Source organism: Caulobacter sp. 73W, from assembly GCF_041021955.1.
In the GTDB taxonomy this organism is placed as follows: Bacteria; Pseudomonadota; Alphaproteobacteria; order Caulobacterales; family Caulobacteraceae; genus Caulobacter.
Genome location: NZ_CP158375.1, coordinates 3565560 through 3588626, shown reverse-complemented (window position 1 = coordinate 3588626; position 23067 = coordinate 3565560). Strand labels below are relative to the sequence as shown.

General features: G+C 64.6%; 34 protein-coding genes, 2 tRNA genes and 1 pseudogene. 3 read left to right on the top strand and 34 right to left on the bottom strand.

The window, feature by feature from the left end; translation table 11 throughout:
- Positions 1-79: 79 nt before the first annotated feature.
- The 28 genes and pseudogenes from arsC to rpsJ form a co-directional block, all read right to left on the bottom strand.
- Entirely contained in the window at positions 80-427 is a 348-nt protein-coding gene (gene arsC / locus ABOZ73_RS17165; RefSeq protein WP_369059321.1) for an arsenate reductase (glutaredoxin), read from the bottom strand.
- An 84-nt stretch (positions 428-511) separates the two neighbouring features.
- A complete protein-coding gene (gene rplQ, locus ABOZ73_RS17160; protein ID WP_369059320.1) occupies positions 512-925 on the bottom strand; it encodes a 50S ribosomal protein L17 in 414 nt (137 codons plus the stop codon).
- A 172-nt stretch (positions 926-1097) separates the two neighbouring features.
- The gene (locus ABOZ73_RS17155) at positions 1098-2114 is read right to left on the bottom strand and encodes a DNA-directed RNA polymerase subunit alpha (protein ID WP_369059319.1); all 1017 of its coding nucleotides are present in this window, start codon (positions 2112-2114) and stop codon (positions 1098-1100) included.
- Between the two features lie 74 nt (positions 2115-2188).
- Positions 2189-2578: a 30S ribosomal protein S11 gene (gene rpsK / locus ABOZ73_RS17150; protein WP_269713697.1), complete on the bottom strand. Its 390-nt coding sequence runs from the start codon at positions 2576-2578 to the stop codon at positions 2189-2191.
- A 12-nt stretch (positions 2579-2590) separates the two neighbouring features.
- Positions 2591-2959, bottom strand: a complete 369-nt coding sequence (gene rpsM, locus ABOZ73_RS17145) for a 30S ribosomal protein S13 (RefSeq protein WP_369059318.1) — start codon at positions 2957-2959, stop codon at positions 2591-2593.
- 169 nt (positions 2960-3128) lie between these two features.
- The gene (locus tag ABOZ73_RS17140; RefSeq protein ID WP_369059317.1) at positions 3129-3701 is read right to left on the bottom strand and encodes an adenylate kinase; all 573 of its coding nucleotides are present in this window, start codon (positions 3699-3701) and stop codon (positions 3129-3131) included.
- 65 nt (positions 3702-3766) lie between these two features.
- Complete coding sequence (gene secY, locus ABOZ73_RS17135) at positions 3767-5119, bottom strand: preprotein translocase subunit SecY (protein WP_369059316.1); 1353 nt, start codon at positions 5117-5119, stop codon at positions 3767-3769.
- A gap of 109 nt (positions 5120-5228) precedes the next feature.
- The gene (gene rplO, locus ABOZ73_RS17130) at positions 5229-5714 is read right to left on the bottom strand and encodes a 50S ribosomal protein L15 (RefSeq protein WP_369059315.1); all 486 of its coding nucleotides are present in this window, start codon (positions 5712-5714) and stop codon (positions 5229-5231) included.
- 106 nt (positions 5715-5820) lie between these two features.
- A complete protein-coding gene (gene rpmD / locus ABOZ73_RS17125) occupies positions 5821-6003 on the bottom strand; it encodes a 50S ribosomal protein L30 (protein ID WP_369059314.1) in 183 nt (60 codons plus the stop codon).
- 3 nt (positions 6004-6006) lie between these two features.
- Entirely contained in the window at positions 6007-6588 is a 582-nt protein-coding gene (rpsE, locus tag ABOZ73_RS17120) for a 30S ribosomal protein S5 (protein WP_369059313.1), read from the bottom strand.
- Positions 6589-6598: 10 nt separating this feature from the next.
- The gene (rplR, locus tag ABOZ73_RS17115) at positions 6599-6955 is read right to left on the bottom strand and encodes a 50S ribosomal protein L18 (protein ID WP_369059312.1); all 357 of its coding nucleotides are present in this window, start codon (positions 6953-6955) and stop codon (positions 6599-6601) included.
- 3 nt (positions 6956-6958) lie between these two features.
- Positions 6959-7492 (bottom strand): 50S ribosomal protein L6, encoded by a 534-nt coding sequence (gene rplF / locus ABOZ73_RS17110; RefSeq protein WP_369059311.1) that lies wholly within the window; start codon positions 7490-7492, stop codon positions 6959-6961.
- 17 nt (positions 7493-7509) lie between these two features.
- Positions 7510-7909: pseudogene (rpsH, locus tag ABOZ73_RS17105) on the bottom strand (30S ribosomal protein S8).
- A 10-nt stretch (positions 7910-7919) separates the two neighbouring features.
- The gene (gene rpsN, locus ABOZ73_RS17100) at positions 7920-8225 is read right to left on the bottom strand and encodes a 30S ribosomal protein S14 (protein WP_369059310.1); all 306 of its coding nucleotides are present in this window, start codon (positions 8223-8225) and stop codon (positions 7920-7922) included.
- Position 8226: 1 nt separating this feature from the next.
- Complete coding sequence (gene rplE / locus ABOZ73_RS17095) at positions 8227-8796, bottom strand: 50S ribosomal protein L5 (protein WP_369059309.1); 570 nt, start codon at positions 8794-8796, stop codon at positions 8227-8229.
- Positions 8789-9103 carry a 50S ribosomal protein L24 gene (gene rplX, locus ABOZ73_RS17090; protein ID WP_277786032.1) on the bottom strand — a complete coding sequence of 105 codons (315 nt, stop codon included), beginning with the start codon at positions 9101-9103 and terminating at the stop codon, positions 8789-8791. Before rplX ends, rplE begins: the two co-directional genes overlap by 8 nt.
- Entirely contained in the window at positions 9103-9471 is a 369-nt protein-coding gene (rplN, locus tag ABOZ73_RS17085; RefSeq protein ID WP_277786031.1) for a 50S ribosomal protein L14, read from the bottom strand. Before rplN ends, rplX begins: the two co-directional genes overlap by 1 nt.
- Positions 9472-9489: 18 nt before the next feature.
- Positions 9490-9729 (bottom strand): 30S ribosomal protein S17, encoded by a 240-nt coding sequence (gene rpsQ / locus ABOZ73_RS17080; RefSeq protein ID WP_369059308.1) that lies wholly within the window; start codon positions 9727-9729, stop codon positions 9490-9492.
- A gap of 10 nt (positions 9730-9739) precedes the next feature.
- Positions 9740-9931 carry a 50S ribosomal protein L29 gene (rpmC, locus tag ABOZ73_RS17075; protein WP_277786029.1) on the bottom strand — a complete coding sequence of 64 codons (192 nt, stop codon included), beginning with the start codon at positions 9929-9931 and terminating at the stop codon, positions 9740-9742.
- A gap of 2 nt (positions 9932-9933) precedes the next feature.
- Positions 9934-10365, bottom strand: coding sequence for a 50S ribosomal protein L16 (gene rplP / locus ABOZ73_RS17070; RefSeq protein WP_277786028.1), 432 nt, complete (start codon positions 10363-10365; stop codon positions 9934-9936).
- Positions 10366-10378: 13 nt separating this feature from the next.
- Complete coding sequence (gene rpsC / locus ABOZ73_RS17065) at positions 10379-11131, bottom strand: 30S ribosomal protein S3 (RefSeq protein WP_369059307.1); 753 nt, start codon at positions 11129-11131, stop codon at positions 10379-10381.
- Entirely contained in the window at positions 11131-11511 is a 381-nt protein-coding gene (gene rplV, locus ABOZ73_RS17060; protein ID WP_277786026.1) for a 50S ribosomal protein L22, read from the bottom strand. Before rplV ends, rpsC begins: the two co-directional genes overlap by 1 nt.
- Before the next feature lie 3 nt (positions 11512-11514).
- Positions 11515-11793, bottom strand: a complete 279-nt coding sequence (rpsS, locus tag ABOZ73_RS17055) for a 30S ribosomal protein S19 (protein ID WP_277786025.1) — start codon at positions 11791-11793, stop codon at positions 11515-11517.
- Positions 11794-11796: 3 nt separating this feature from the next.
- Positions 11797-12636 carry a 50S ribosomal protein L2 gene (gene rplB, locus ABOZ73_RS17050; protein WP_369059306.1) on the bottom strand — a complete coding sequence of 280 codons (840 nt, stop codon included), beginning with the start codon at positions 12634-12636 and terminating at the stop codon, positions 11797-11799.
- 3 nt (positions 12637-12639) lie between these two features.
- On the bottom strand, positions 12640-12936 hold the full coding sequence (locus tag ABOZ73_RS17045) for a 50S ribosomal protein L23 (protein WP_277786023.1): 297 nt from the start codon (positions 12934-12936) through the stop codon (positions 12640-12642).
- Entirely contained in the window at positions 12936-13568 is a 633-nt protein-coding gene (gene rplD / locus ABOZ73_RS17040) for a 50S ribosomal protein L4 (RefSeq protein WP_277786022.1), read from the bottom strand. The genes ABOZ73_RS17045 and rplD overlap by 1 nt, the downstream gene beginning before the upstream one ends.
- The gene (gene rplC / locus ABOZ73_RS17035; protein WP_369059305.1) at positions 13568-14341 is read right to left on the bottom strand and encodes a 50S ribosomal protein L3; all 774 of its coding nucleotides are present in this window, start codon (positions 14339-14341) and stop codon (positions 13568-13570) included. The genes rplD and rplC overlap by 1 nt, the downstream gene beginning before the upstream one ends.
- Positions 14342-14354: 13 nt before the next feature.
- A complete protein-coding gene (gene rpsJ / locus ABOZ73_RS17030; RefSeq protein WP_004616952.1) occupies positions 14355-14663 on the bottom strand; it encodes a 30S ribosomal protein S10 in 309 nt (102 codons plus the stop codon).
- Between the two features lie 544 nt (positions 14664-15207).
- Between rpsJ and ABOZ73_RS17025 the strand changes: the two genes are divergently transcribed.
- Complete coding sequence (locus ABOZ73_RS17025; RefSeq protein ID WP_369059304.1) at positions 15208-15969, top strand: outer membrane beta-barrel protein; 762 nt, start codon at positions 15208-15210, stop codon at positions 15967-15969.
- Positions 15970-16054: 85 nt separating this feature from the next.
- Here ABOZ73_RS17025 and ABOZ73_RS17020 read toward each other — a convergent pair whose 3' ends face one another.
- The 4 genes from ABOZ73_RS17020 to ABOZ73_RS17005 form a co-directional block, all read right to left on the bottom strand.
- Complete coding sequence (locus ABOZ73_RS17020) at positions 16055-16930, bottom strand: DUF2807 domain-containing protein (RefSeq protein WP_369059303.1); 876 nt, start codon at positions 16928-16930, stop codon at positions 16055-16057.
- 378 nt (positions 16931-17308) lie between these two features.
- Positions 17309-18499 carry an elongation factor Tu gene (tuf, locus tag ABOZ73_RS17015; RefSeq protein ID WP_369059302.1) on the bottom strand — a complete coding sequence of 397 codons (1191 nt, stop codon included), beginning with the start codon at positions 18497-18499 and terminating at the stop codon, positions 17309-17311.
- A 52-nt stretch (positions 18500-18551) separates the two neighbouring features.
- A tRNA-Gly gene (locus ABOZ73_RS17010) sits at positions 18552-18625 on the bottom strand.
- 74 nt (positions 18626-18699) lie between these two features.
- Positions 18700-18784, bottom strand: a tRNA-Tyr gene (locus tag ABOZ73_RS17005).
- Positions 18785-18944: 160 nt separating this feature from the next.
- Here ABOZ73_RS17005 and rlmB point away from each other — a divergent pair.
- Complete coding sequence (rlmB, locus tag ABOZ73_RS17000; RefSeq protein ID WP_369059301.1) at positions 18945-19757, top strand: 23S rRNA (guanosine(2251)-2'-O)-methyltransferase RlmB; 813 nt, start codon at positions 18945-18947, stop codon at positions 19755-19757.
- A 42-nt stretch (positions 19758-19799) separates the two neighbouring features.
- Positions 19800-20531: a TerC family protein gene (locus tag ABOZ73_RS16995; RefSeq protein ID WP_369059300.1), complete on the top strand. Its 732-nt coding sequence runs from the start codon at positions 19800-19802 to the stop codon at positions 20529-20531.
- Positions 20532-20540: 9 nt separating this feature from the next.
- Here the strand turns inward: ABOZ73_RS16995 and ABOZ73_RS16990 are convergent, their stop codons facing one another.
- Together ABOZ73_RS16990 and metG are read right to left on the bottom strand one after the other, a co-directional pair.
- Complete coding sequence (locus ABOZ73_RS16990) at positions 20541-21263, bottom strand: 2OG-Fe(II) oxygenase family protein (protein ID WP_369059299.1); 723 nt, start codon at positions 21261-21263, stop codon at positions 20541-20543.
- On the bottom strand, positions 21260-22969 hold the full coding sequence (gene metG, locus ABOZ73_RS16985) for a methionine--tRNA ligase (protein WP_369059298.1): 1710 nt from the start codon (positions 22967-22969) through the stop codon (positions 21260-21262). Before metG ends, ABOZ73_RS16990 begins: the two co-directional genes overlap by 4 nt.
- Positions 22970-23067: the final 98 nt, after the last annotated feature.

Genomic DNA, 23067 nt, shown 5'->3' with positions numbered 1-23067 from the left:
ACTCCTTAGCGTTCAGAGAAATATTTAACGCATAAGGAAACTAATCGCGCAAGCTTCGACGAACACCGGCTTTCCAAAGTCAGAGAACGTCGGCGAAACGCTCCACCGGCCGGGCGACGACCGCGCCCTTGGGGCCGACCACGATGGGCCGCTCCACCAGGACCGGGTGCTCGACCATGGCGTCCAGGATGCGGTCGCCGGACACGCCGTCCTCCAGCAGGCCCAGTTCGCCCGCCAGCGCGCCCTTGGTGCGCAGGATGTCACGCGGGGTCAGTTGAAGCTGCTTAAGCAGATCCTGCAACTGCGGCTTGGTCCAGCCGGCCTTCAGGTACTCGACCACCACGGGCTTGGCGCCGGCGGCTTCGAGCGCCTCCAGCGTCTTGCGGGAGGTCGAGCAGGCGGGGTTGTGGAAGATGGTGACGGTCATGCCCCTCACCTACCCCAGCCAGCGGCCAAAGAAAAAGCCCCGGAGCGAACCCCGGGGCTTTGAACTCTTGGAAGCCGGAGCTTCTTAGTCTTCGCTGTCGACCACGTGGACCGGACCGGAGTCCTTGCCCTTTTCCGACACGTCACGATCGACGAACTCGATCACGGCCATCGGGGCGTTGTCGCCGTAGCGGAAGCCGGCCTTCAGAACGCGGATGTAGCCGCCTTCACGCGCCTTGTAGCGCGGGCCGAGGACGGCGAAGAGCTTGCCGACCTGCTCGACGTCGCGGACCTTGCTGATGGCCTGACGGCGAGCGTGCAGGTCACCGCGCTTGGCGAGGGTGATCAGCTTCTCGACGATCGGACGCAGTTCCTTCGCCTTCGGCAGGGTGGTGACGATCTGTTCGTGCTTGATCAGCGAAGCCGACATGTTCGCGAACATGGCGATGCGGTGGCTGGTCGTACGACCCAGTTTACGGTGAGCTTTACCGTGACGCATTTAAGTCTCTCCTGGGCCGTGGCCCGCATTGGCGCAGAGCGCCGATCATCACCAGTCCCAGCCTTCATCCCGCCTGGGTAAGTGCTAAGCGCCGGGGCCCTCCACCGCTGTTGCGGCTTCAAAGGGCCCGGACCGGCCTTGCGGTCGGTCCGGATTAAGCGCGGTCTTCGTCTTAGATCTGGTCTTCGAACTTCTTGGCCAGGTCTTCGATGTTTTCCGGCGGCCAGTTCGGCACGTCCATGCCGAGGTGCAGACCCATGCCGGCCAGCACTTCCTTGATTTCGTTCAAGGACTTGCGGCCGAAGTTCGGAGTGCGGAGCATTTCCGCTTCCGTCTTCTGGATCAGGTCGCCGATGTAGACGATGTTGTCGTTCTTCAGGCAGTTGGCCGAACGGACCGACAGCTCCAGCTCGTCGACCTTCTTCAGCAGAGCCGGGTTGAACGGCAGCTCCGGCTTGGACTTGTCCGCGGCCTTGGCCTTGGGCTCGTCGAAGGTGATGAAGATCTGCAGCTGGTCTTGCAGGATGCGGGCGGCGTAGGCCACCGCGTCAACCGGCGAGACGGCGCCGTTGGTCTCAACTTCCAGGATCAGCTTGTCGTAGTCGAGCGACTGGCCCTGACGGGTCGGCTCGACCTTGTAGGCGACGCGCTTGACCGGCGAGTAGATCGAGTTGACGGCGATCAGGCCGATCGGCGCGTCTTCCGGACGGTTGCGCTCGGCCGGGACGTAGCCCTTGCCGGTGTTGATCGTGAACTCCATGCGCACTTGGGCGCCCTCGTCCAGCGTGCAGAGCACGTGGTCGGTGTTCAGGATCTCCACGTCAGCCGGGGTCTCGATCTGACCGGCGGTGACCTGGCCAGGACCCGTGGCGCGCAGGGTGATGCGCTTCGGGCCTTCGCTGTGCATGCGAACGGCCAGTTGCTTGATGTTCAGGACGATGTCGACGACATCTTCCCGGACGCCTTCCAGCGAGGAGAACTCGTGAACCACACCGTCAATCTGGACGGCGGTCACGGCGGCGCCTTGCAGCGAAGACAGAAGAACGCGCCGAAGCGCGTTGCCGAGAGTCACGCCAAAGCCGCGCTCGAGCGGTTCAGCGACGATGCGAGCCTTGCGGCTGGCGTCGGCGCCCGTCTCGATCTGCGGCTTCTCGGGGCGGGTCAGCTCGTTCCAGTTTCTTTCGATCACAGTCGGATCCCTTGAACGCGGCTCGCCGGCCACGAATCTCGCAGCCGGCGCAGGGAAGTCAGGTTGGTCAGGCCTTAAACGCGCCGGCGCTTGGGCGGCCGGCAACCATTGTGCGGAATCGGGGTCACGTCGCGGATCGTGGTGATCGTGAAGCCGACCGACTGCAGAGCGCGCAGCGCCGACTCACGGCCCGAACCCGGACCCGAGACGTTGACTTCCAGGGTCTTCACGCCGTGGTCCGCAGCCTTGCGGCCGGCGTCTTCGGCGGCCATCTGGGCGGCGTACGGGGTCGACTTGCGCGAACCCTTGAAGCCCATCATGCCGGCGCTCGACCAGGAGATGGTGTTCCCCTGCGCGTCGGTGATGGTGATCATGGTGTTGTTGAACGAGGCGTTCACATGCGCCACGCCCGAGGTGATGTTCTTGCGTTCGCGCTTTTTAACGCGCGCCGGTTCCTTGGCCACGATCTAGCTCTCTTACTTCTTCTTGCCGGCGATCGGCTTGGCCGGACCCTTGCGGGTGCGGGCGTTCGTGTGCGTGCGCTGACCGCGGACCGGCAGGCCCTTACGGTGACGCAGGCCACGATAGCAGGCCAGATCCATCAGGCGCTTGATGTTGACCGCCGTCTCGCGACGCAGGTCACCCTCAACCGTGAAGTCACGGTCGATGGTTTCACGGATTTGCAGAACCTCGGCGTCCGTGAGCTCGTTCACGCGGCGCGCGGCGTCCAGGCCGACCTTCTGCATGATGTCCGAAGCGGACTTCTGGCCGATGCCATGGATGTACTGAAGCGCGATGAGAACGCGCTTGTTCGTCGGAATGTTGACGCCTGCGATACGGGCCACGTCTATAAATCTCCTGATCACGCCAATAAGCGCGAAGGGCACAGAGGCCGCAACCCGATCGAGTTGAGCCTACGCGCGCCATCGCGCCTTTCGCGGAAGCGCACCGTTATAGGGATCGGCGCGCTTCCGTCAACCTTTGAAACAGGGAAAATTCCCTGCTCCGCGAAGCTTATTTAACAACTGTCCCGAGGGCGGCGTCGATGTCGGCCGCGACAGCCTCCACCGAACCCATGCCGTCCAGTTCGACCAGCTTCCCCTGCGCCTTGTAGTAAGGCAGCAGCGGAGCCGTCTGGTCGTTGTAGGCCTTCAGGCGGGTGCCGAAGACCTCGGGATTGTCGTCAGGACGACCCTGGTCGGCGAATTGCTTGGCGATTCGACCCATCAGGGCCGGTTCGTCTACCTTCAAGCGAAGGACGACATCAACCTTTGCGCCACGGCTGGCGAGCATGGCGTCGAGCGCCTCTGCTTGCGCGACCGTGCGCGGGAAGCCGTCGAAGATGGCGCCGCCGGCGGCTTCAGCCTCCGGCAGGCGGTCTTCGATCAGGGCGATGACGATCTCATCCGTGACCAGTTCGCCGCGGTCGAGAACGCCCTTCACCTTCTGGCCCAGCTCGGAGCCCGAGGCGATGGCGGCCCGCAGCATGTCCCCGGTCGACAGCTGGACCATGCCATGCTCGTCGACCAGGCGCTTGGCCTGCGTCCCCTTGCCGGCGGCCGGCGGTCCAAACAGGATCAAGTTCATCTAAAGTGCCCCTCGCACATCCTGGACGGGTCTTAGCGCCCGCCGTTTCCTGGCCCTAGTTTCAACTAGCGTCCGCGACCGCCGCCGCGCAACTTCGACTTCTTGATCAGGCCCTCATACTGGTGCGCCAGCAGATGGGACTGGATCTGCGCCACGGTGTCCATGGTCACGGTCACGACGATGAGGATCGAGGTGCCGCCCAGGTAGAACGGGGCGTTGTAGAAGCCGATCAGCGCTTCGGGCAGAAGGCAGACCAGGGTGATGTACGCCGCGCCGATCACCGTCAGACGGGTCAGCACGTAGTCCAGATATTCGGCCGTGCGCTTGCCGGGACGGATGCCGGGCAGGAACCCGCCGTACTTGCGCAGGTTCTCGGCCGTGTCGTCCGGATTGAACACGATCGACGTGTAGAAGAAGCAGAAGAAGACGATCATCAGGCCGTAGGCGACCATGAAGGCCGGCTGGCCGTGCTGCAGCTGGCCCACCACGCCGGGCACCCACTGGGCCCAGGCCGGCAGGTTGGCGGTGGCCAAGAAGCCCATGACCGTCGCCGGCAGCAGCAGAAGGCTGGAGGCGAAGATCGGCGGGATGACGCCGGCGGTGTTGATCTTCAGCGGCAGGAACGAGGTGTCGCCGCCGAACATGCGGTTGCCCACCTGGCGCTTGGGATATTGCACCAGCAGGCGGCGCTGCGAGCGCTCCATGAACACGATGGCGAAGATGACCGCCACGGCGATGCCCATGATCGCGAACATGGCGAAGGCCGACAGCGCGCCCGTGCGGGTCATTTCGAACATCTGCCAGACGCCGCGGGGCAGGCCCGCCACGATGCCGGCGAAGATGATCAGGCTGGTGCCGTTGCCCACGCCGCGGCTGGTGATCTGCTCACCCAGCCACATCAGGAACATGGTGCCGCCCGTCAGGGCCACGATGGTCGAAACCACGAAGAACAGGCCGGGATTGTCCACCAGGCCAGGGCTGGCTTGCAGACCCATGGCGATCGAGCCCGACTGGAACAGGGCCAGGATGACGGTCAGGTAGCGGGTGTACTGGTTGAGGGTCTTGCGGCCCGCCTCCCCGCCTTCCTTGCGCAGCTTTTCCCATGGCGGATACACCGTGCCCATCAGCTGCACGATGATCGACGCCGAGATATAGGGCATCACGTTCAGGGCGAAGATGGCCATCCGCTCGACGGCGCCGCCCGAGAACATGTTGAACATGCCCAGGATGCCCTGGGACTGCCCGCCGAACGCTTGCGCGAACGCACCCGAGTTGATGCCCGGGATCGGGATGTACGTGCCGAGACGATAGACCACCATCGCGAGGATGGTGAACCAGATGCGCTTGTGAAGTTCCGAGGCCTTCTGGAAGGACCCGAAGTTCATGTTCGCTGCGAGCTGTTCTGCGGCTGACGCCATCTAGATTCCCACGACTATGTGGCGAGACACATAAGGAAGGCGGCGGGCGTTGTCACCCGCCGCCCCCTTGTAGAATACCTGCCCGGCGCGAAGCCGGGCGAAGTGTGGCTTAGGCTTCCGCCTGGGCCGGAGCCGGGCGGGTCTGGCTGACCTTGCCGCCGGCGGCTTCGACGGCCTTCACGGCCGACGGAGTGGCCGCATAGACGGTGATGTCGAGCTTGGCCTTCAGCTCGCCCTTGCCCAGCAGCTTCACGCCATCCTTCTTGCGGCGGATGACGCCGGCGGCGATCAGGGCGTCGGCGTCGATCGCCTTCTTGGCGTCGAGCTTGCCGGCGGCGACCGCCTGCTCCAGACGCCACAGGTTCACTTCAGCGAACTCCTTGGCGAACGGGTTGTTGAAGCCGCGCTTCGGCATGCGCATGTGCAGCGGCATCTGGCCGCCTTCGAAGCCCGCGATGGCGACGCCGGTACGGGACTTCTGGCCCTTCACGCCGCGACCGCTGGTCTTGCCCTTGCCCGAACCCGGGCCGCGGCCGACGCGCATGCGGTTCTTGGTGGAGCCTTCGCGAGGAGCGAGTTCGTTGAGCTTCGTCATAGTGCCTCTCCTTGGAGATCTGCGCCGGGACCCCTGCCCCGACTCGGCTTTGAAAAAAATTAATCCGCCCACCTGCGTCGTGCGCGGGTGGGCGGATGTAGCGGTCTTAGCCGACCACTTCAACCATGTGGGCGACCTTTGCGATCATCCCACGGACCGAAGGGGTGTCCTCGAGGGTGGACGTGCGGCCCACCTTGTTGAGGCCCAGACCGGCGAGCGTGGCGCGCTGGTCCTTGGTGCGGCGGATCGGGCTCGCCGTCTGGCGAACAGTGACAGTCTTAGCAGCCATGGTTTAGCCCTCGATCGAGTCCGGGGCCGAGGCGCCGTCGGCACGACGGCCGAGGATGTCGCCAACCTTCTTGCCGCGCTTGGCGGCGATCTGGCGGGGCGAAGCCTGGGCCTTCAGCGCTTCAAACGTCGCGCGGACCATGTTGTACGGGTTGGAAGAACCGGTCGACTTGCCCACGACGTCCTGGACGCCGAGGGTTTCGAGCACGGCGCGCATCGGACCGCCGGCGATGACGCCGGTGCCCGGAGGAGCCGAGCGGACCATGATCTTGCCGGCGCCCCAACGGCCTTGGCCGTCATGGTGCAGGGTGCGCGATTCCCGCAGGGGAACGCGGATCATGGACTTCTTGGCTTCTTCGGTGGCCTTGCGGATGGCTTCCGGCACTTCACGCGCCTTGCCATGACCGAAGCCCACGCGGCCCTTTTGGTCACCAACGACCATCAGAGCGGCGAAGCTGAAGCGACGGCCGCCCTTCACGGTGGCGGCGACGCGGTTGATGTGGACCAGTTTCTCGACGATGTCGCTTTCGACTTCCTCGCGTTCGCGGGGACGACGGTCGCGGCCGCCTTCGTTCGGACGAGCCATGATCAGATCCTCAGAAGTTCAGGCCGGCTTCGCGCGCGGCGTCAGCCAGGGCCTTGACCCGGCCGTGATAGATGTAGCCGCCACGATCGAAGACGACGTCCTTGACGCCCTTTTCAATCGCACGCTCGGCGACGAGCTTGCCGACAGTGGCCGCAGCGGCCTTGTCGGAACCCTTGGCCTTGCCTTCGCCTTCCAGCGAGGACGCGGCGACCAGGGTGACGCCTTGAGCGTCATCGATGACCTGGGCGTAGATGTTCTTGCCCGAGCGGAAGACCGACAGACGAGGACGGCCATTGGCCAGCTTCTTGAGCCGCGTGCGGTTGCGCTGAGCGCGACGCAGGGCATTTTCGCGAGGAGAGAGCGCCATGGCTTACTTCTTCTTGCCTTCTTTGCGACGGACCTTTTCGCCTGCATAGCGAACGCCCTTGCCCTTGTAGGGCTCCGGCGGGCGAATCTTGCGGATCTTCGCAGCGATTTCGCCAACGGCCTGCTTGTCGATGCCGGTGATCTTCACTTCGGTCTGCTTCGGGACCGCGAACGTGATGCCGGCCGGGGCCGGGATATCGACGTCGTGGCTGAAGCCGAGCTGCATCGAGAGGGCCTGGCCCTTCATCGCAGCGCGATAACCGACGCCGACCAGCTCGAGGGTTTCCTCGAAGCCTTGGGTCACGCCGATGACCATGTTGTTCACCAGGGTGCGGGACAGACCCCACATGCCGCGAGCGCGCTTGGAGTTGCCGCGCGGCGTGAGGCTGAGCTCGTTGCCTTCCTGCTTGATTTCGACGTCTTCCGACACCGTCCAGGACAGCTGGCCCTTGGGGCCCTTCACCGTGACCGTCTGGCCCGCGAGCGTGAGGGTCACGCCCGACGGGATCACAACGGCTTTCTTACCAATACGAGACATGTCTTTCCCCTCTCCGCTTAGTAGACGCGGCAGAGGACTTCGCCGCCGACATTAGCGTCGCGGGCGGCGGAGTTCTGACATGACGCCCTTCGGCGTCGACAGGATCGAGATGCCCAGGCCGTTCTTGATCGGCTTGAGATCCTTGATCGACGAGTAGACGCGGCGGCCGGGCTTCGAAACACGGCTGATCTCCACGATGACGGGTTCGCCGTCAAAGTACTTCAGCTCAATTTCGAACTCCGGGAAGGCGCCCGGCTTCTCGACCAGCGAGTAGCCGCGGATGTAGCCTTCGTCGGCCAGGACGTCGAGCACGCGGGCGCGCAGCTTCGAAGCCGGGGTCGACACCTTCGAACGCTTGCGGGTCGCGGCGTTCTTGATGCGAGCGATCATGTCGCTCAGGGGATCGTTCATCGACATCTGATCGTCCTCACCAGCTCGACTTGACGAGGCCGGGGATCAGGCCCTGCGAACCCAGTTCGCGGAGGCTGACGCGGCTCATCTTGAGCTTGCGATAGTAGGCGCGCGGGCGGCCCGTGACTTCGCACCGGTTGCGGATGCGGGTCTTGGACGAGTTGCGCGGCAGCTTCGCCAGCTTCAGGCGGGCTTCAAAGCGTTCTTCCAGCGGCAGGCTTTCGTCATTGGCGATCGCCTTCAGCGCGGCGCGCTTGTCGGCGAGTTGCTTGACGAGGGCCTTGACCATCTCGTTGCGGTTGACGGCGCTTTTCTTGGCCATATCAGTTGTCCTTCCCGTCATTGAACGGGAACTGGAATTCGCGAAGCAGTTCGCGAGCCTCGTCGTCCGACTTCGCGGTCGTGCAGACGATGATGTCCATGCCCCACATCTGGTCGATCTGGTCGTAGTTGATTTCCGGGAACACGATGTGCTCCTTCAGGCCCATGGCGTAGTTGCCACGGCCGTCGAAGCTCGTCGCCTTCAGGCCACGGAAATCCTTCACGCGCGGCAGCGCGATCGTGATCAGACGGTCCAGGAACTCATACATGCGTTCCTTGCGCAGGGTGACCTTGGCGCCGATGACCATGTTCTCGCGCAGCTTGAAGCCGGCGATCGATTGGCGGGCGCGGGTCGGAGCCGGCTTCTGACCGGCGATGGCCGCCAGGTCCTTCATGGCGGCCTGGACCTTCTTGGAGTCCGCGACAGCCTCGCCGATGCCCATGTTCAGCACGATCTTGTCGAGCTTGGGGACCTGCATCTCATTCGTGTAGCTGAACTTGGTCTTCAGCGCGGAGCGGATTTGCTCGCGATAGACCGTCTTCAGCCGCGGCTCGTAAGCTTGATCAGCCATTGATCACCTCGCCCGTGGTCTTGGCCACGCGGACCTTCTTGTCGCCTTCCACGCGGAAGCCGACGCGGGTCGCCTTGCCCTTGGAGTCCACCAGCGCGACGTTCGAGACGTGCAGCGGAGCTTCCTTGTTCTTGATGCCGCCCTGGGGATCGCCCTGGGTCGGACGGGTGTGGCGCTGAACGATGTTCAGGCCTTCGACCACAACGCGCTCTTCCTTCGGGAAGACGGCCAGGACGGAGCCTTGCTTGCCCTTGTCCTTGCCGGTGAGCACGACGACGCGGTCACCCTTCTTGATCTTCGCGGCCATTACAGCACCTCGGGGGCGAGGGAGATGATCTTCATGTGGTTCTTGGCGCGCAGTTCACGGGGAACCGGGCCGAAGATCCGCGTGCCGACCGGCTCGCTCTGCTTGTTGACGATGACGGCCGCGTTCTTGTCGAAGCGGATCATCGAACCGTCTTTGCGCTTGATGCCCTGGCTGGTGCGCACGACGATGGCGCGCAGAACGTCGCCCTTCTTCACGCGGCCGCGGGGAATCGCTTCCTTCACGGAGACGACGATGACGTCCCCGACGTGTGCGTAACGACGCTTCGCGCCGCCCAGCACCTTGATGCACATGACCCGGCGTGCGCCCGAGTTATCGGCGACGTCCAGGTTAGTTTGCATCTGGATCATGGCTTAACCTTCCAGACTTTAAGCGGAAGCCTTGGGAAGGACTTCCCAGGTCTTCAGCTTGGACTTCGGCGCGCACTCGATGATACGGGCGAGTTCGCCCGCCTTGTACGCGTTGGCTTCGTCGTGGGCGTGGTACTTCTTGGATCGACGAACGATCTTGCGGAGCACCGGGTGCAGGATGGTCCGTTCGACCTTCACTACAATGGTCTTGTCGCCCTTGTCGGAGACGACCACCCCTTCGAGGATACGCTTGGGCATATCGTTCTCCTTAAGCCGCGGCCTTGGCGCGCAGCACGGTCTTGATGCGGGCGATATCCTTGCGGATCTCGTCCACGCGGTGGGTCTTTTCGACCTGGCCGGTAGCCGCCTGGAAGCGCAGGTTGAACTGCTCCTTCTTCAGGTTCAGCAGGTTTTCGGCCAGTTGATCGGGCGTCATGGCCCGGATGTCGGCGATCTTCATAGTTAGGCCTCCATCGCGATGCCGGCGTCGAGCCGGGTGACGATGCGGGTGCGGATCGGAAGCTTGGCGGCGCCGAGCTTCAGGGCCTCACGAGCGATATCGTCCGGCACGCCGTCGATTTCGAACATGATGCGGCCGGGAGCGACGCGCGCGGCCCAATGGTCCACGGCGCCCTTACCCTTACCCATCCGGACTTCAGCGGGCTTGCCGGTGACCGGCACGTCCGGGAAGATACGGATCCAGACGCGGCCTTGACGCTTCATCTGGCGAGTGATCGCCCGACGAGCAGCCTCGATCTGGCGAGCGGTGATGCGCTCCGGCTCAACGGCCTTCAGGCCGTAGGCGCCGAAGTTCAGCGCAGCGCCGCCCTTGGTGTTGCCGTGGATACGGCCCTTGAACTGCTTGCGGTACGTAGTGCGTTTCGGTGACAGCATGGCGCTCTAATCCTTACGCGCGCTCGCGACGGTCACGACGGTCGCCACGGTCTTGGCGATCGCCACGCTCACGTCCGCCGCCTTCGCCGGCCGGGCCGGATTCAGTGGCGAGACGCTTGTCCAGCGCCATCGGGTCATGTTCCAGCACTTCGCCTTTGAAGATCCAGGTCTTCACGCCGATGATGCCGTAAGTGGTCTTGGCTTCAGCGAAGCCGTAGTCGATGTCCGCGCGCAGGGTGTGCAGCGGCACGCGACCTTCGCGGTACCACTCCATGCGGGCGATTTCGGCGCCGCCGAGGCGGCCCGAGACGTTGATCCGGATGCCCTTGGCGCCGAGGCGCATGGCGGACTGAATCGAACGCTTCATCGCGCGACGGAAGGCGACGCGGCGCTCGAGCTGCTGGGCGATGTTCTCGGCCACCAGCTGGGCGTCGGTCTCGGGCTTGCGGACTTCGACGATGTTCAGGTGAACTTCGCCTTCGGTCAGACCCGACAGATCCTTGCGGAGCTTGTCGATGTCAGCGCCCTTCTTGCCGATGATCACGCCAGGACGAGCCGCGTAGATGGTGACGCGGCACTTCTTGTGCGGACGCTCGATCAGGATGCGCGAGACGCCGGCGGCGTTCAGGCGGTCCTTCAGGAAGCGGCGCACCTTGATGTCTTGGTGCAGCAGCTTGCCGTACTGCTCGCCGTCGGCGAACCAACGGCTGTCCCAGGTACGGTTGACGCCGAGCCGCAGCCCGACCGGATTGACTTTCTGACCCATCAGGCGGCCTCACCCAGTTCGCGGACCACGATGGTGATCTCGGAGAACGGCTTTTCGATACGCGAAGCGCGACCGCGAGCACGCGGCGAGAAACGCTTCATGACCAGGTTCTTGCCCACGAAGGCCTCGGCGACGATCAGGCTGTCGATGTCGAGGTTGTGGTTGTTTTCGGCGTTCGAGATGGCCGAGTACAGAGCCTTGCGCACATCCTTGGCGATGCGCTTGTGGCTGAACTCGAGCTCGTTGAGGGCGCGCTGCACCTTCAGGCCGCGGATCGACTGAGCCACGAGGTTCAGCTTCCGGGCGCTGGTGCGCAGGTTCACGACCTTCGCCATGGCTTCAGTCGGCTTTACCCGACGGGCTTTAGCTTGCTTCGACATGGCCTACTTCCTCTTGGCCTTCTTGTCGGCAGCGTGGCCGGGGAAGTTCCGCGTGGGCGAGAACTCACCGAACTTCATGCCGACCATGTCTTCCGACACGAGCACGGGAACGTGCTTTTGGCCGTTGTAGACGCCGAACGTCAGACCGACGAACTGCGGCATGATCGTGGAGCGGCGCGACCAGGTCTTGATCACGTCCTTGCGGCCAGACGACAGAGCGGCGTCGGCCTTCTTCAGGAGGTACCCGTCGACAAACGGGCCTTTCCAGACGGAGCGGGTCATCGCTTAGCGCGCCTTCTTAGCTTTGTGACGGCTGCGGATGATGAACTTATCCGTAGCCTTGTTCTTGCGGGTCTTGCGGCCCTTGGTCGGGACGCCCCACGGAGTGACCGGGTGACGGCCGCCCGAGGTGCGGCCTTCACCACCGCCGTGCGGGTGGTCGACCGGGTTCATGGCGACGCCGCGGACGTGCGGGCGACGGCCCATATGACGAGAACGACCGGCCTTGCCGAGGTTCTGGTTCATGTGGTCCTGGTTCGAAACCGCGCCGACCGTGGCCATGCAGCTGTCTTGAACCATCCGCAGTTCACCCGAGCCGAGACGGATCTGGGCGTAGCCGCCGTCACGACCGACCAGCTGGGCGTAAGCGCCGGCCGAGCGAGCGATCTGGCCACCCTTGGCGGGCTTCAGCTCGATGTTGTGGATGATCGTGCCGATCGGCATCGAGCGCAGCGGCGAGGCGTTGCCCGGCTTCACGTCGACCTTCTCGGCGGCGATGATTTCATCACCGGCCTTCAGGCGTTGCGGAGCCAGGATGTAGGCCAGCTCGCCGTCAGCGTACTTCACCAGAGCGATGAAGGCCGAACGGTTCGGGTCGTACTCGAGGCGCTCAACCGTGGCCGGCACGTCGAACTTGCGACGCTTGAAGTCCACGATGCGGTACAGGCGCTTGGCGCCGCCGCCGCGGAAACGGACCGCGATACGGCCGTTGCCGCCACGACCGCCCGACTTGGTCAGACCCTCGACGAGGGACTTCTCGGGCTTGCCCTTGTGGAGCTCGCTACGGTCGACCAGCACGAGGGCGCGACGACCCGGCGAGGTCGGATTGAATGTCTTCAGAGCCATGTCTTAGAGCCCCGTGGTGATGTCGATCGACTGGCCTTCGGCCAGAGTCACGATGGCTTTTTTGACGTCGGAGCGACGACCCAGGATGCCACGGAAGCGCTTGGTCTTGCCCTTGGTGACCACGGTGTTGACCTTGGTGACCTTGACCTTGAACAGCTCTTCAACCGCGGCGGCGATTTCGTCCTTGGACGCGTCGGAAGCCACCTTGAAGACCACCTTGTTCTGCTCAGAGAGCAGCGTGGCCTTTTCGGTGATCACCGGCGACAGGATCGTGTCGTAGTGACGGGCGGTGGCGGCCATTACGCAGCCTCCTCAAAACGGACGCCGATCGCTTCCACGGCCGACTTGGTCAGCACCAGGGTGTTGCGACGCAGGACGTCATAGACGTTCAGGCCGGCGTTCGGCAGCACATCGACGTTCGGGATGTTGCGGGCGGCGAGCTTGAAGTTCGCGTCCACTTCCGGACCGGCGATGATCAGCGCGTTCTTCAGGCCGATCTTTTCGAAGTTGGCGCGCAGCGCGGCCGTCTTCGGCTCCGACAGGGTCGCGGCGTCGAGAACGACGATCGAACCGGTCTTGGCCTTCGACGACAGGGCGTGCTTCAGAGCCAGGGCGCGGACCTTCTTGGGCAGATCGAACGCATGGCTGCGAACGACCGGACCGTGGGCCTTGGCGCCGCCGACGAACTGAGCCGCACGACGCGAGCCGTGACGAGCGCCGCCGGTGCCCTTCTGCTTGTACATCTTCTTGCCCGTACGAGAGACCTCGTTGCGGACTTGAATCTTGTGGTTGCCCGAGCGGCGCTTGGCCAGCTGCCAGGTGACGACGCGTTGCAGAATGTCGCCCCGGATCTCTTCGATGCCGAAGATGGCGTCGGAGAGTTCGACCGAGCCGGCCTTGCCGCCGTCAAGATTGATGACGTCGAGTTTCATTAGGCTTCGCCCCCTTCAGCCGGAGCTTCGGCAGCCGGAGCTTCTTCGACGGCGGGTTCAGCAGCGGCCACCGGAGCGGCGCCAGCCTTGCGGAAGCCAGCCGGCTTCGGAGCATCAGCCGGCAGAGCCGACTTAATCGCGTCGCGCACCTTCACGTAGGAGCCTTCCGAACCCGGAACGGCGCCCTTGATCAGGATCAGGCCGCGCTCGGCGTCCACTTTCCAGATCGTCACGTTGAGAGTGGTGACAGTTTCCTGGCCGAGGTGACCGGCCATCTTCTTGCCCGGGAACGTACGGCCCGGATCTTGGCGGTTACCCGTCGAACCGTGCGAACGGTGAGACACCGACACACCGTGCGTGGCGCGCAGACCGCCGAAGTTCCAGCGCTTCATGGCGCCGGCGAAACCCTTACCGACGGTCAGGCCCTGGATGTCCACCTTCTGACCGGCGACGTAGTGATCGGCGGTCAGCTCGGAGCCGACTTCGATCAGGGCGTCTTCCGTGACGCGGAACTCGGTCACGACGCGCTTCGGCTCGACGGCCGCCTTCGCGAAGTGGCCACGCTCGGCCTGGGAGGTGTTCTTGGGCTTCTTGGCGCCGGCGCCGAGTTGAAGGGCGACGTAGCCGTCCTTTTCCTTGGTGCGTTGGGCCGTGACCTGGCAGCCGTCCAGAGACAGGACGGTGACCGGGATGTGCTGACCGGTTTCGTCGAAGAAGCGGGTCATGCCCAGCTTCTTGGCGATCACGCCGGTACGCTGATTGGGGAGAGCCATACTCGCTATCTCCTTACAGCTTGATCTCGACGTCCACACCGGCGGACAGGTCGAGCTTCATCAGCGCGTCCACAGTCTGCGGGGTGGGGTCGACGATATCGAGCACGCGCTTGTGCGTGCGGATTTCGAACTGCTCGCGCGACTTCTTGTCGACGTGCGGCGAACGGTTGACGGTGAATTTTTCAATCAGGGTCGGCAGCGGGATAGGCCCGCGCACTGTGGCGCCCGTGCGCTTGGCCGTATTGACGATCTCGCGCGTGGAATGATCCAGCACGCGGTGATCGAAGGCCTTGAGCCGGATGCGGATGTTCTGACGATCCATATCGCTCTTCTATTCCCTACAGACGGCGATCCGCCCGCGTGTCTCGAACCATTTCAAAGACCAACCCGAAAGCCTTGCGACTTCCGGAAACGCGACGCCCGCACAAACGATAAAGACCCACGCGATAATCGCGAGGGCCAATCCCGAACGCGCCAGATTTAGCACTATATCAGGTCGTTCCGCGGTCCGCGTCTGAGCCGAAGCTCACAGCCGGTCCAACAGAGGGGCGGTATTTACTCCGCGATTCCGGGAACGTCAAGCGCGTCACGGAGCTCGCCAACACCCCGCGCGAAATAAGTTTATGCGCGGAGAAAATTTCCCGGAAGAACGCCCGTACCGAAGATGAACACGCGCCCTGCCCGCGCGTAGGAAGCAAATCCGCCTCCGCAAGTGTCATAAAACTGCATCAAATGGATCGCAGTCGACTTTCGGGCGATTGAACGCCAAGGCGAAGCTCCATACCTGCCCCTCACCGGCGGACGAGAGGCCCTCCCCTCAACGACCGATCGCCAGCCGGGTGTTTATCCAAAGGGGACTACCCACTATGAAGACCACTCTGTTCGCCGCCGCTGCGGCCGTCGCCGTTCTGGCCTCCGCTCCCGCCTTCGCCGAAACCATCGGCTCGGTGGGCGCCGCCTACAACTACACCAACGTCGACACCAACGCGTTCGAGCAGGACGGCTCGTCGGCCATCGTCGACGGTTCGGTCGCCATCAAGACGACCACGCCCTGGACCGTGACCCTGAATGGCGCTGTCAGCTATTCGGACAACAAGCTGAGCGACGACACCAACCTCTACGGCACCGTGCACGGCACCTACCTGCTGGACAGCGGCGTGCGCGTCGGCGGTTTCGCCGGCCTGGCCGACGTGGCTGACGACACCGTCTGGGCCGTCGGCGGCGAAGCCCACAAGTACTTCGACACCGTGACCCTGTCGGGCGTCGTGGCCTACGGCCAGACCGACGACACGGACGCCGACCTGTGGGCCGTCCGCGCTGACGCCCGCTACTTCGTCAACGACAACGTCCGCCTGAACGCCAACGTCGGCTACGCCAACGCTGACTTCGGCCCGGTCGACGCCGACATCTGGAACATCGGCCTGGGCGGCGAATACAAGTTCGCCAGCAACGGCTGGAGCGTGTTCGGCGGCTACAACCACGCCGAATCCAACGACCTGCTCGACCTGAAGGCCGACAGCGTCAACGTGGGCGTCCGTTACACCTTCGGCGGTTCGCTGAAGGAACGTGACCGCGCCGGCGCGGACCTGACCGACATCGGCGGTCTGTTCGGCGGCTTCCTGCGCTAAGCAGCAAGCACGAAGAAAAAGACGCCCCGGAGTGATCTCCGGGGCGTCAGCTTCTCCAGATCGAGCGAGAAGTAACCTAAGAGGCTCAGCTGCCGACGCGAACGTCGCCCGAGCCCACGATGGACTTGCTGACTTCGCCGGTGACCTTCAGGGCCCGCACGTCGCCGGAACCGGCGATCTTGGCCCGCAGGCTTTCCGCCGTGCCGCCGAAGTCCAGATTGCCCGAGCCGGCGATCGACACGTCGATCTCACGGGCGCGGCCGCCCAGCACCTTCACGTCGCCCGAACCGGCCACCCGCACGCCCAGATCGCCCGACACGGACGCCACCTGCACATTGCCCGAGCCGGCCACGTTGATCGACACGTCGCCCGAGACCGCCTGGGTGGCGATATCGCCCGAGCCCGCGACCTTCACGTCCAGCGAACCCGCCTGTCCCGCCCGCACGTCGCCGGAGCCGGCCTGACGCAGCTTCAGCTCGCCGCGCACATTGGCGACCGTCCAGTCGCCGCAGCCGGCGTTGCCCAGGGTCAGGGCGTCGCTGCGGCCCACGTCGCCGAACACCGCGCCGCCGGCGCTCACCTCGGCCCGGCGCGGCGTGCGCACCACGATCTGTGGCAGGTCGTCGAGGGACACATTACCCACGCCGCGGATGTCCACCGAGCCCTGCCCGTTGCGCACCTTGCAGCTGCGGATGCCGTCCGAGTTCACATCGACCTTGATGATGCCGAAGTTCACGCCGCCCAGGCCGCCGTCCACCCGGACCTGATCGCCATGGCGCTCGATCTTGATGGGCAGCTTGGGGTGATGCCTGGTGATCTCCACCTTCACGTCCGAGCGGTCTTCCGGGATGATCACGACGCGCGCGGCCGCGTGCTCGATCTCGACCTTGGGAGCGGCGGCGGCGGCCGAAGCGGCCATCAGGGCGACGCCAGCGGCGCCGAGAGCAATAAGGGTGCGCATGAGGTCACCTCCGTGAATCCGATGAGGAGACGCTATCCGCACGATCTGAATGGGGCAGCTTAATTCGAGGTCATGACCGCGATGTCATCTTCGCGCCCCAATCGCGTGGGTCGTAAACCGCAAGAAAGAGCCGCCATGCGTCCTTCGAGACGCCGGCCGCGCCGGCTCCTCAGGATGACGAATTCAGAGAGCAAACCACCCTCGTCATGCTGAGGAGGCCGAAGGCCGTCTCGAAGCACGCACAAGCAAAAGGCCCCGGAGGTTTCCCTCCGGGGCCTTCGCTAGATCAGCTAATCGCTGAGACGGTCGAGATTACTCGACGATCTTCGCGCGTCAGAAAGCCTTGGCTTTCTGACCACCTAAGATGCGTCGCGAAAATTACTCGACAATTTTCGCGACGACGCCGGCGCCGACGGTGCGGCCGCCTTCGCGGATGGCGAAGCGCAGGCCTTGGTCCATGGCGATCGGGGTGATCAGCTCGACGTCCAGCTCGGCGTTGTCGCCCGGCATGATCATCTCAACGCCTTCGCGCAGCTTGATGATGCCGGTCACGTCCGTCGTGCGGAAGTAGAACTGCGGGCGGTAGTTGGTGAAGAACGGGGTGTGACGGCCGCCTTCTTCCTTGGTCAGGATGTAGGCTTCGGCCACGAACTTGGTGTGCGGCGTGATCGAACCCGGCTTGCACAGCACCTGGCCGCGCTCGACGTCTTCACGCTTGGTGCCGCGCAGCAGCACGCCCACGTTGTCGCCGGCTTGACCTTGGTCCAGCAGCTTGCGGAACATTTCGACGCCCGTGCAGGTCGTCTTCTGAACCGGACGGATGCCGACGATCTCGACTTCCTCACCGACCTTCACGATGCCCTTCTCGACGCGGCCCGTGACCACGGTGCCGCGGCCCGAGATCGAGAACACGTCTTCGACCGGCATCAGGAACGGCAGGTCCACCGGGCGTTCCGGCTGCGGGATGTACTCGTCGACCGAGGCCATCAGCGCCAGGATCTTCTCTTCACCGATGTTGGCGTCACGGCCTTCGACCGCGGCCAGGGCCGAGCCCTTGGTGATCGGAATGTCGTCGCCCGGGAACTGGTAGGACGACAGAAGTTCGCGAACTTCCATCTCGACCAGGTCCAGCAGCTCTTCGTCGTCGACCATGTCGACCTTGTTCATGAACACGACCAGCGCCGGCACGCCGACCTGACGGGCCAGCAGGATGTGCTCGCGGGTCTGCGGCATCGGGCCGTCGGCGGCCGAAACCACCAGGATCGCGCCGTCCATCTGCGCCGCGCCCGTGATCATGTTCTTCACGTAGTCGGCGTGGCCGGGGCAGTCGACGTGGGCGTAGTGACGGTTGGCCGTCTCGTATTCCACGTGCGCCGTGTTGATCGTGATGCCGCGGGCCTTTTCTTCCGGCGCGGCGTCGATGTCGGCGTAGTTCTTGGCGGTCGCGCCGCCCGACTTCGCCAGCGTGATCGTGATCGCAGCCGTCAGCGTCGTCTTGCCGTGGTCAACGTGACCGATCGTGCCGATGTTGCAGTGCGGCTTATTACGTTCGAACTTTTCCTTGGCCATGGTCTCTTACCTTCGCGCCGGCGGATGAATGTTGCGTCTACTTACGAGGAGTTGGAGCGGGTAGCCGGGATCGAACCGGCATCCTCAGCTTGGAAGGCTGCTGCACTACCATTGTGCTATACCCGCGTCAGTATCTCGGCGGGCTCGCGGTGAGCTCCTCAGGTTCCGGGGTCTGACCCGCGAAGGACTTCTGCAGCGCGTGGTGGGGGAAGTAGGACTCGAACCTACGAAGGCTAACGCCAGGGGATTTACAGTCCCCCCCTTTGCCACTCGGGACATTCCCCCAGCGCGCTACGGAGCTCCTATCGCGACCCTTCCTACCTTCGCGGCGAACCGCAGCCGGTGGGATGAAAAAGCTTCCTGCCTCGGGCGCCGGACAGTGCTAAGAGCGCGGCCCGGCCGAGGTGGAAACCCCTCAGGGCCCCAAATCGGAGCGCGTCTTATAGTGTCCTCTCATTTCGAACGCAACGACCGTAAGAAGCCTTGGGACGCAAACCGTTCAGGCGCAAAAAAACCTCAGAAAAACAATCCGGTAGCGCGCGATAAAACGCCGGCGAGCGACTGGTTGTGGGGTTTTCACGCCATTGAGGCCGCTTTGAGCAACCCCGCCAGGCCCGCTCCGAAGCGTGTTCTGGCGACTCCCGACCGCGCCAAGCAACTCGCCGAGGAGTACGGCCTGAAGGGAATCGAGGTGATCGACGCCCAGCTCATCGCCCGACAGCTTCCCCAGGGCGCCGTCCACCAGGGCATGGCCATGCGCATCGATCCGCCCGAGCCGATGTCGGTGGCCGAGCTGGGCGAGAACCCGTCGGGCCTGATCGTCATGTTGGACCAGATCACCGATCCCCAGAACGTCGGCGCCATCTTCCGCTCGGCCGCCGCCTTCGGCGCGCGCGGCATCATCCTGCAGGACCGCCACTCCCCCGCCCTGGCCGGCGCGGCCGCCAAGGCCGCCGTCGGCGCCATCGACCGCCTGCCCCACGCCATGGCCGTGAACCTGTCGCGGGCGCTGGAGCAGTTGGCCGACCTGGGCTGGCGCGCGGTGGGCCTGGACGGCTCCGCCACCCAGACCCTGGACCAGGCTCTGGACGGTTCGCCCACGGTTCTGGTCATGGGATCGGAAGGCGACGGCATCCGCCGGCTGGTGGCCGAGCATTGCGATGTCCTGGCCAAGATCCCCATGCCGGGCGGGATGGAGAGCCTGAACGTCTCCAACGCCGCCGCCGTCGCTCTCTATGAGGCTTCACGCCCACGTTGAGAGCCACTTGCGTTGAACGCGGCCCTCGCTCATTGAGGATTGATGTTCGACTCTCTTCTCAGCGGCGACCTCGCCGGTCCCCTCACCGCCCTGATCCAGGTCCTGATGATCGATCTGGTCCTGGCGGGCGACAACGCCGTGGCCGTAGGCCTGGCGGCCGGCGGCCTGCCTGAGAAGGATCGAAAGAAGGCCATTCTCTACGGCCTGATCTGCGCTGTCGTTCTGCGCATCGGCTTCGCCCTGATCACGGCCCAGCTCCTCGGCATCGTCGGCCTGCTGTTCGCCGGCGGCATCCTGCTGCTGTGGGTGTGCTGGAAGATGTGGCGCGAGATGCGCGACCAGGCCGTCCATGAGGAAGCCAGCGCCCAGGCCGCCCTGGACGACGATCCCGCCACCGAACCGACGATCAAGCGGACCAAGAGCTTCCGCGCCGCCTTCATCCAGATCCTGATCGCCGACGTCTCCATGTCGCTGGACAACGTGCTGGCCGTGGCCGGCGCGGCCCGCGAGCATCCTGGCATCCTGGTCTTCGGCCTGCTGCTGTCGATCGCCCTGATGGGCGTCGCCGCCACCTGGATCGCCAAGCTGCTGCATAAGCACCGCTGGATCGGCTACATCGGCCTGATCATCGTGCTCTATGTCGCCCTGCACATGATGTGGGACGGCCACCGCAGCGTCGTGGTCGATCTGAACCACACGCCTCAGTACAACGCGGCGGTTCCCGACTTCATGGACATCTCGCCCGCCGAGCAGGCAAAGCACGCCGCCCACTAAGAGGCGGCGTCAGCTGCCGCGCAGCCAGCCGGTGACGGAGATCCTGTCGTCGCCGGCCGATAGCGACACCTGAGACACCGAATGCGGCTGCGGCACCCGCAGCAGGTTCAGCGCCCCCATGGCCGGGACAAACGCCTCGGCCACATGGCCGTCGTCGCCATGGAACATCAATAGACCGCCCCACTCGATCCGCCAGGCCGGCGTCAGGTTCAGGACATAGGCGTAGTAGCGGTCCTTGCCGTCCACATGATCCGTATGCCCGGTCAGGAACGAGCCGCGCCGATAGCGCGTCGCCTGGGCGTCGGCCATGACAATGCGGTCCTCGCCGGTCAGCGTCCGCATCAGGCCCAGGAACGCCTCGCCGTTCAGGAAAGCCAGCAGGTCGCGCCAAAGGCCTTTCAGCTTGCCGGCCTGCTGCAGGTCCCAGATCGGATAGGTGTCGTAAAGGTACTGGAACCGCTCGGCGGCGCTCTCATGGATCGCCTGGCCGAACTCCCGGCGCTGCTCGACCGTCAGGCTGTCCAGCCACGCCTGCGGCAGGTCCACCTGCCCCCGGCTGTTGGTGGTCACCGTCTGGAACGGCGTGCGTTCGCGCGCCTCGGCCAGCAGCCGGTCGGCGCCGTCGCCGGCCAGGACCGACGGGATCTGCACCCGCCCGCTCCGCTCAAGCCGCTCGACGATGGCGGCCTGTTCGTCGCCCGCGAATTCCCGCAGGGCGAACGGCGTGCTCATTCGGCGCCGCCGAAGCGCTCCGTCCACTCGGCGATCTGCTCGTCCTCGATCTTCTTGAACAGGACCTCGGGCGTGTGGATGGCCGCGCCGGGCGCCAGGCGGTTCAGCTCGGCCTCGCCATTGGCCGACGGCCAAGTCGGCGGGAACGGCTCGTTGACCGCCGAAGCGATGGTCTGGGCCGAGAACGGAATGATCGGCGCGGCGATGCGGGCATAGAGCGCCACCAGGTTCAGGGCCGTGCGGACGATCACCGCCGCGCGGTCGCGGTCCGTCTTCACCGCCGTCCAGGGCGCGGCTTCCTGCAGGTACTCGTTACCCAGAACCCACAGGGCGCGGATCGTCTGGGCCGACTTGCGGACCTCCAGCGCCGTCATCTGCTCGGTCAATTCGGTCAGACGCTCGGACACGGCGGCGTAGAGCTTCTGCTCCAGCTCACCCGCCTCGCCGCCTTCCGGCACCACGCCGTCGAAGCGGGCCTCGGTGAACTTCAGGATGCGGTTGACGAAATTGCCCAGCACGTCCGCCAGGTCGCGGTTGATGCTGCTGGCGAACTGCTCCCAGGTGAAGGCGGTGTCGGAGCCTTCCGGCGCGTTGGCCGTCAAATACCAGCGCCAGTAGTCGGGCGGCAGGATGTCCAGCGCCGCGTCCATGAATACGCCGCGCTTGTTGCTGGTCGAGAACTTGCCCCCGTACCAGTTCAGCCAGTTGAAGGATTTCAGGTTGTCGACGGTCTTCCACGGCTCGCCCGAGCCCAGGATGGTCGCGGGGAAGCTGACGGTGTGGAAGGCCACGTTGTCCTTGCCCATCACCTCCACATAGGTGACGTCGTCGGCGCCCTTGTCGGTGCGCCACCAGCGTTCCCAGTCCGCGCCGGTCGCTTCCGACCATTCGACGGTGGCGCCGATGTACTCGATGGGCGCGTCGAACCAGACGTAGAAGACCTTGTCCTCGAAGCCGGGGCGCGGCGCGCCGTCCTTGGTCACCGGGATGCCCCAGGCCAGGTCGCGGGTGATGCCCCGGTCGATCAGCCCCTCGTCCAGGTGCTTGTAGGCGATGGAGCTGGTCAGGTTCGGCCAGTTCTTGGCCTTGCTGTCGACCCATGCGCGGATGCGGTCCTGGATCTTGGTCTGCATCAGGTAAAGGTGTCGGGTGTCGCGCACCTCGATGTTCCGCGAGCCGCTGATGACCGAATACGGATTGATCAGGTCGGTCGGGTCCAGCAGGCGGCCGCAGTTGTCGCACTGGTCGCCCCGGGCCTTTTCAAAGGCGCAGTGCGGGCAGGTCCCCTCGACATAACGGTCAGGCAGGAAGCGCTTGTCGTCGATGGAGTAGACCATCTGGTCCACCCGTTCCTCGATCAGGCCGTTCTTCTCCAGCGCCTCGCAGAAGTGCTGGGTCAGGCGATGGTTCGGCGGGTTGGAGCTGCGCCCGAACCAATCCCAGGACAGGCCGAAGGCTCGGCCGATGTCGTGCTGGATCTGGTGCTGCTCGTCGCAATAGGTGCGCACGTCCTGGCCGGCGGCGGCGGCGGCCAGCTCGGCCGGCGTGCCATGCTCGTCGGTGGCGCAGATATAAAGCGTCTCATGACCCCGGGCCCGCTCGAACCGCGCATAGACGTCGGCCGGCAGCATCGACCCCGCCAGATTCCCGAGATGCTTGATCCCGTTGATGTACGGCAGGGCGGACGTGATGAGGATACGGGCCATGGGGTCCAGGTGTTGGGTCGCGAAGAAGCAGCGATGGCATATAGAAGCCATGGCGGTGAAACGAAAGCGGGCTGGTCGATACGACCCCGCCTCCCCGC

Coding starts and splice junctions, on each gene's coding strand:
- arsC (WP_369059321.1), bottom strand. CDS start 427: ATGACCGTCACCATCTTCCACAACCCCGCCTGCTCGACCTCCCGCAAG.
- rplQ (WP_369059320.1), bottom strand. CDS start 925: ATGCGTCACGGTAAAGCTCACCGTAAACTGGGTCGTACGACCAGCCAC.
- ABOZ73_RS17140 (WP_369059317.1), bottom strand. CDS start 3,701: ATGAACTTGATCCTGTTTGGACCGCCGGCCGCCGGCAAGGGGACGCAG.
- secY (WP_369059316.1), bottom strand. CDS start 5,119: ATGGCGTCAGCCGCAGAACAGCTCGCAGCGAACATGAACTTCGGGTCC.
- rplO (WP_369059315.1), bottom strand. CDS start 5,714: ATGACGAAGCTCAACGAACTCGCTCCTCGCGAAGGCTCCACCAAGAAC.
- rpmD (WP_369059314.1), bottom strand. CDS start 6,003: ATGGCTGCTAAGACTGTCACTGTTCGCCAGACGGCGAGCCCGATCCGC.
- rpsE (WP_369059313.1), bottom strand. CDS start 6,588: ATGGCTCGTCCGAACGAAGGCGGCCGCGACCGTCGTCCCCGCGAACGC.
- rplR (WP_369059312.1), bottom strand. CDS start 6,955: ATGGCGCTCTCTCCTCGCGAAAATGCCCTGCGTCGCGCTCAGCGCAAC.
- rplF (WP_369059311.1), bottom strand. CDS start 7,492: ATGTCTCGTATTGGTAAGAAAGCCGTTGTGATCCCGTCGGGCGTGACC.
- rpsN (WP_369059310.1), bottom strand. CDS start 8,225: ATGGCCAAGAAAAGCGCCGTCAACCGCAACGAGATGGTCAAGGCCCTC.
- rplE (WP_369059309.1), bottom strand. CDS start 8,796: ATGGCTGATCAAGCTTACGAGCCGCGGCTGAAGACGGTCTATCGCGAG.
- rplX (WP_277786032.1), bottom strand. CDS start 9,103: ATGGCCGCGAAGATCAAGAAGGGTGACCGCGTCGTCGTGCTCACCGGC.
- rplN (WP_277786031.1), bottom strand. CDS start 9,471: ATGATCCAGATGCAAACTAACCTGGACGTCGCCGATAACTCGGGCGCA.
- rpsQ (WP_369059308.1), bottom strand. CDS start 9,729: ATGCCCAAGCGTATCCTCGAAGGGGTGGTCGTCTCCGACAAGGGCGAC.
- rpmC (WP_277786029.1), bottom strand. CDS start 9,931: ATGAAGATCGCCGACATCCGGGCCATGACGCCCGATCAACTGGCCGAA.
- rplP (WP_277786028.1), bottom strand. CDS start 10,365: ATGCTGTCACCGAAACGCACTACGTACCGCAAGCAGTTCAAGGGCCGT.
- rpsC (WP_369059307.1), bottom strand. CDS start 11,131: ATGGGTCAGAAAGTCAATCCGGTCGGGCTGCGGCTCGGCGTCAACCGT.
- rplV (WP_277786026.1), bottom strand. CDS start 11,511: ATGTCGAAGCAAGCTAAAGCCCGTCGGGTAAAGCCGACTGAAGCCATG.
- rpsS (WP_277786025.1), bottom strand. CDS start 11,793: ATGACCCGCTCCGTCTGGAAAGGCCCGTTTGTCGACGGGTACCTCCTG.
- rplB (WP_369059306.1), bottom strand. CDS start 12,636: ATGGCTCTGAAGACATTCAATCCGACCTCGCCGGGTCGTCGCGCCCTC.
- ABOZ73_RS17045 (WP_277786023.1), bottom strand. CDS start 12,936: ATGGCCGCCACCGCCCGTCACTACGACACGATCCTGTCGCCGGTGATC.
- rplD (WP_277786022.1), bottom strand. CDS start 13,568: ATGAAACTCGACGTCATCAATCTTGACGGCGGCAAGGCCGGCTCGGTC.
- rplC (WP_369059305.1), bottom strand. CDS start 14,341: ATGGCTCTCCCCAATCAGCGTACCGGCGTGATCGCCAAGAAGCTGGGC.
- rpsJ (WP_004616952.1), bottom strand. CDS start 14,663: ATGGATCGTCAGAACATCCGCATCCGGCTCAAGGCCTTCGATCACCGC.
- ABOZ73_RS17025 (WP_369059304.1), top strand. CDS start 15,208: ATGAAGACCACTCTGTTCGCCGCCGCTGCGGCCGTCGCCGTTCTGGCC.
- ABOZ73_RS17020 (WP_369059303.1), bottom strand. CDS start 16,930: ATGCGCACCCTTATTGCTCTCGGCGCCGCTGGCGTCGCCCTGATGGCC.
- tuf (WP_369059302.1), bottom strand. CDS start 18,499: ATGGCCAAGGAAAAGTTCGAACGTAATAAGCCGCACTGCAACATCGGC.
- ABOZ73_RS16995 (WP_369059300.1), top strand. CDS start 19,800: ATGTTCGACTCTCTTCTCAGCGGCGACCTCGCCGGTCCCCTCACCGCC.
- ABOZ73_RS16990 (WP_369059299.1), bottom strand. CDS start 21,263: ATGAGCACGCCGTTCGCCCTGCGGGAATTCGCGGGCGACGAACAGGCC.
- metG (WP_369059298.1), bottom strand. CDS start 22,969: ATGGCCCGTATCCTCATCACGTCCGCCCTGCCGTACATCAACGGGATC.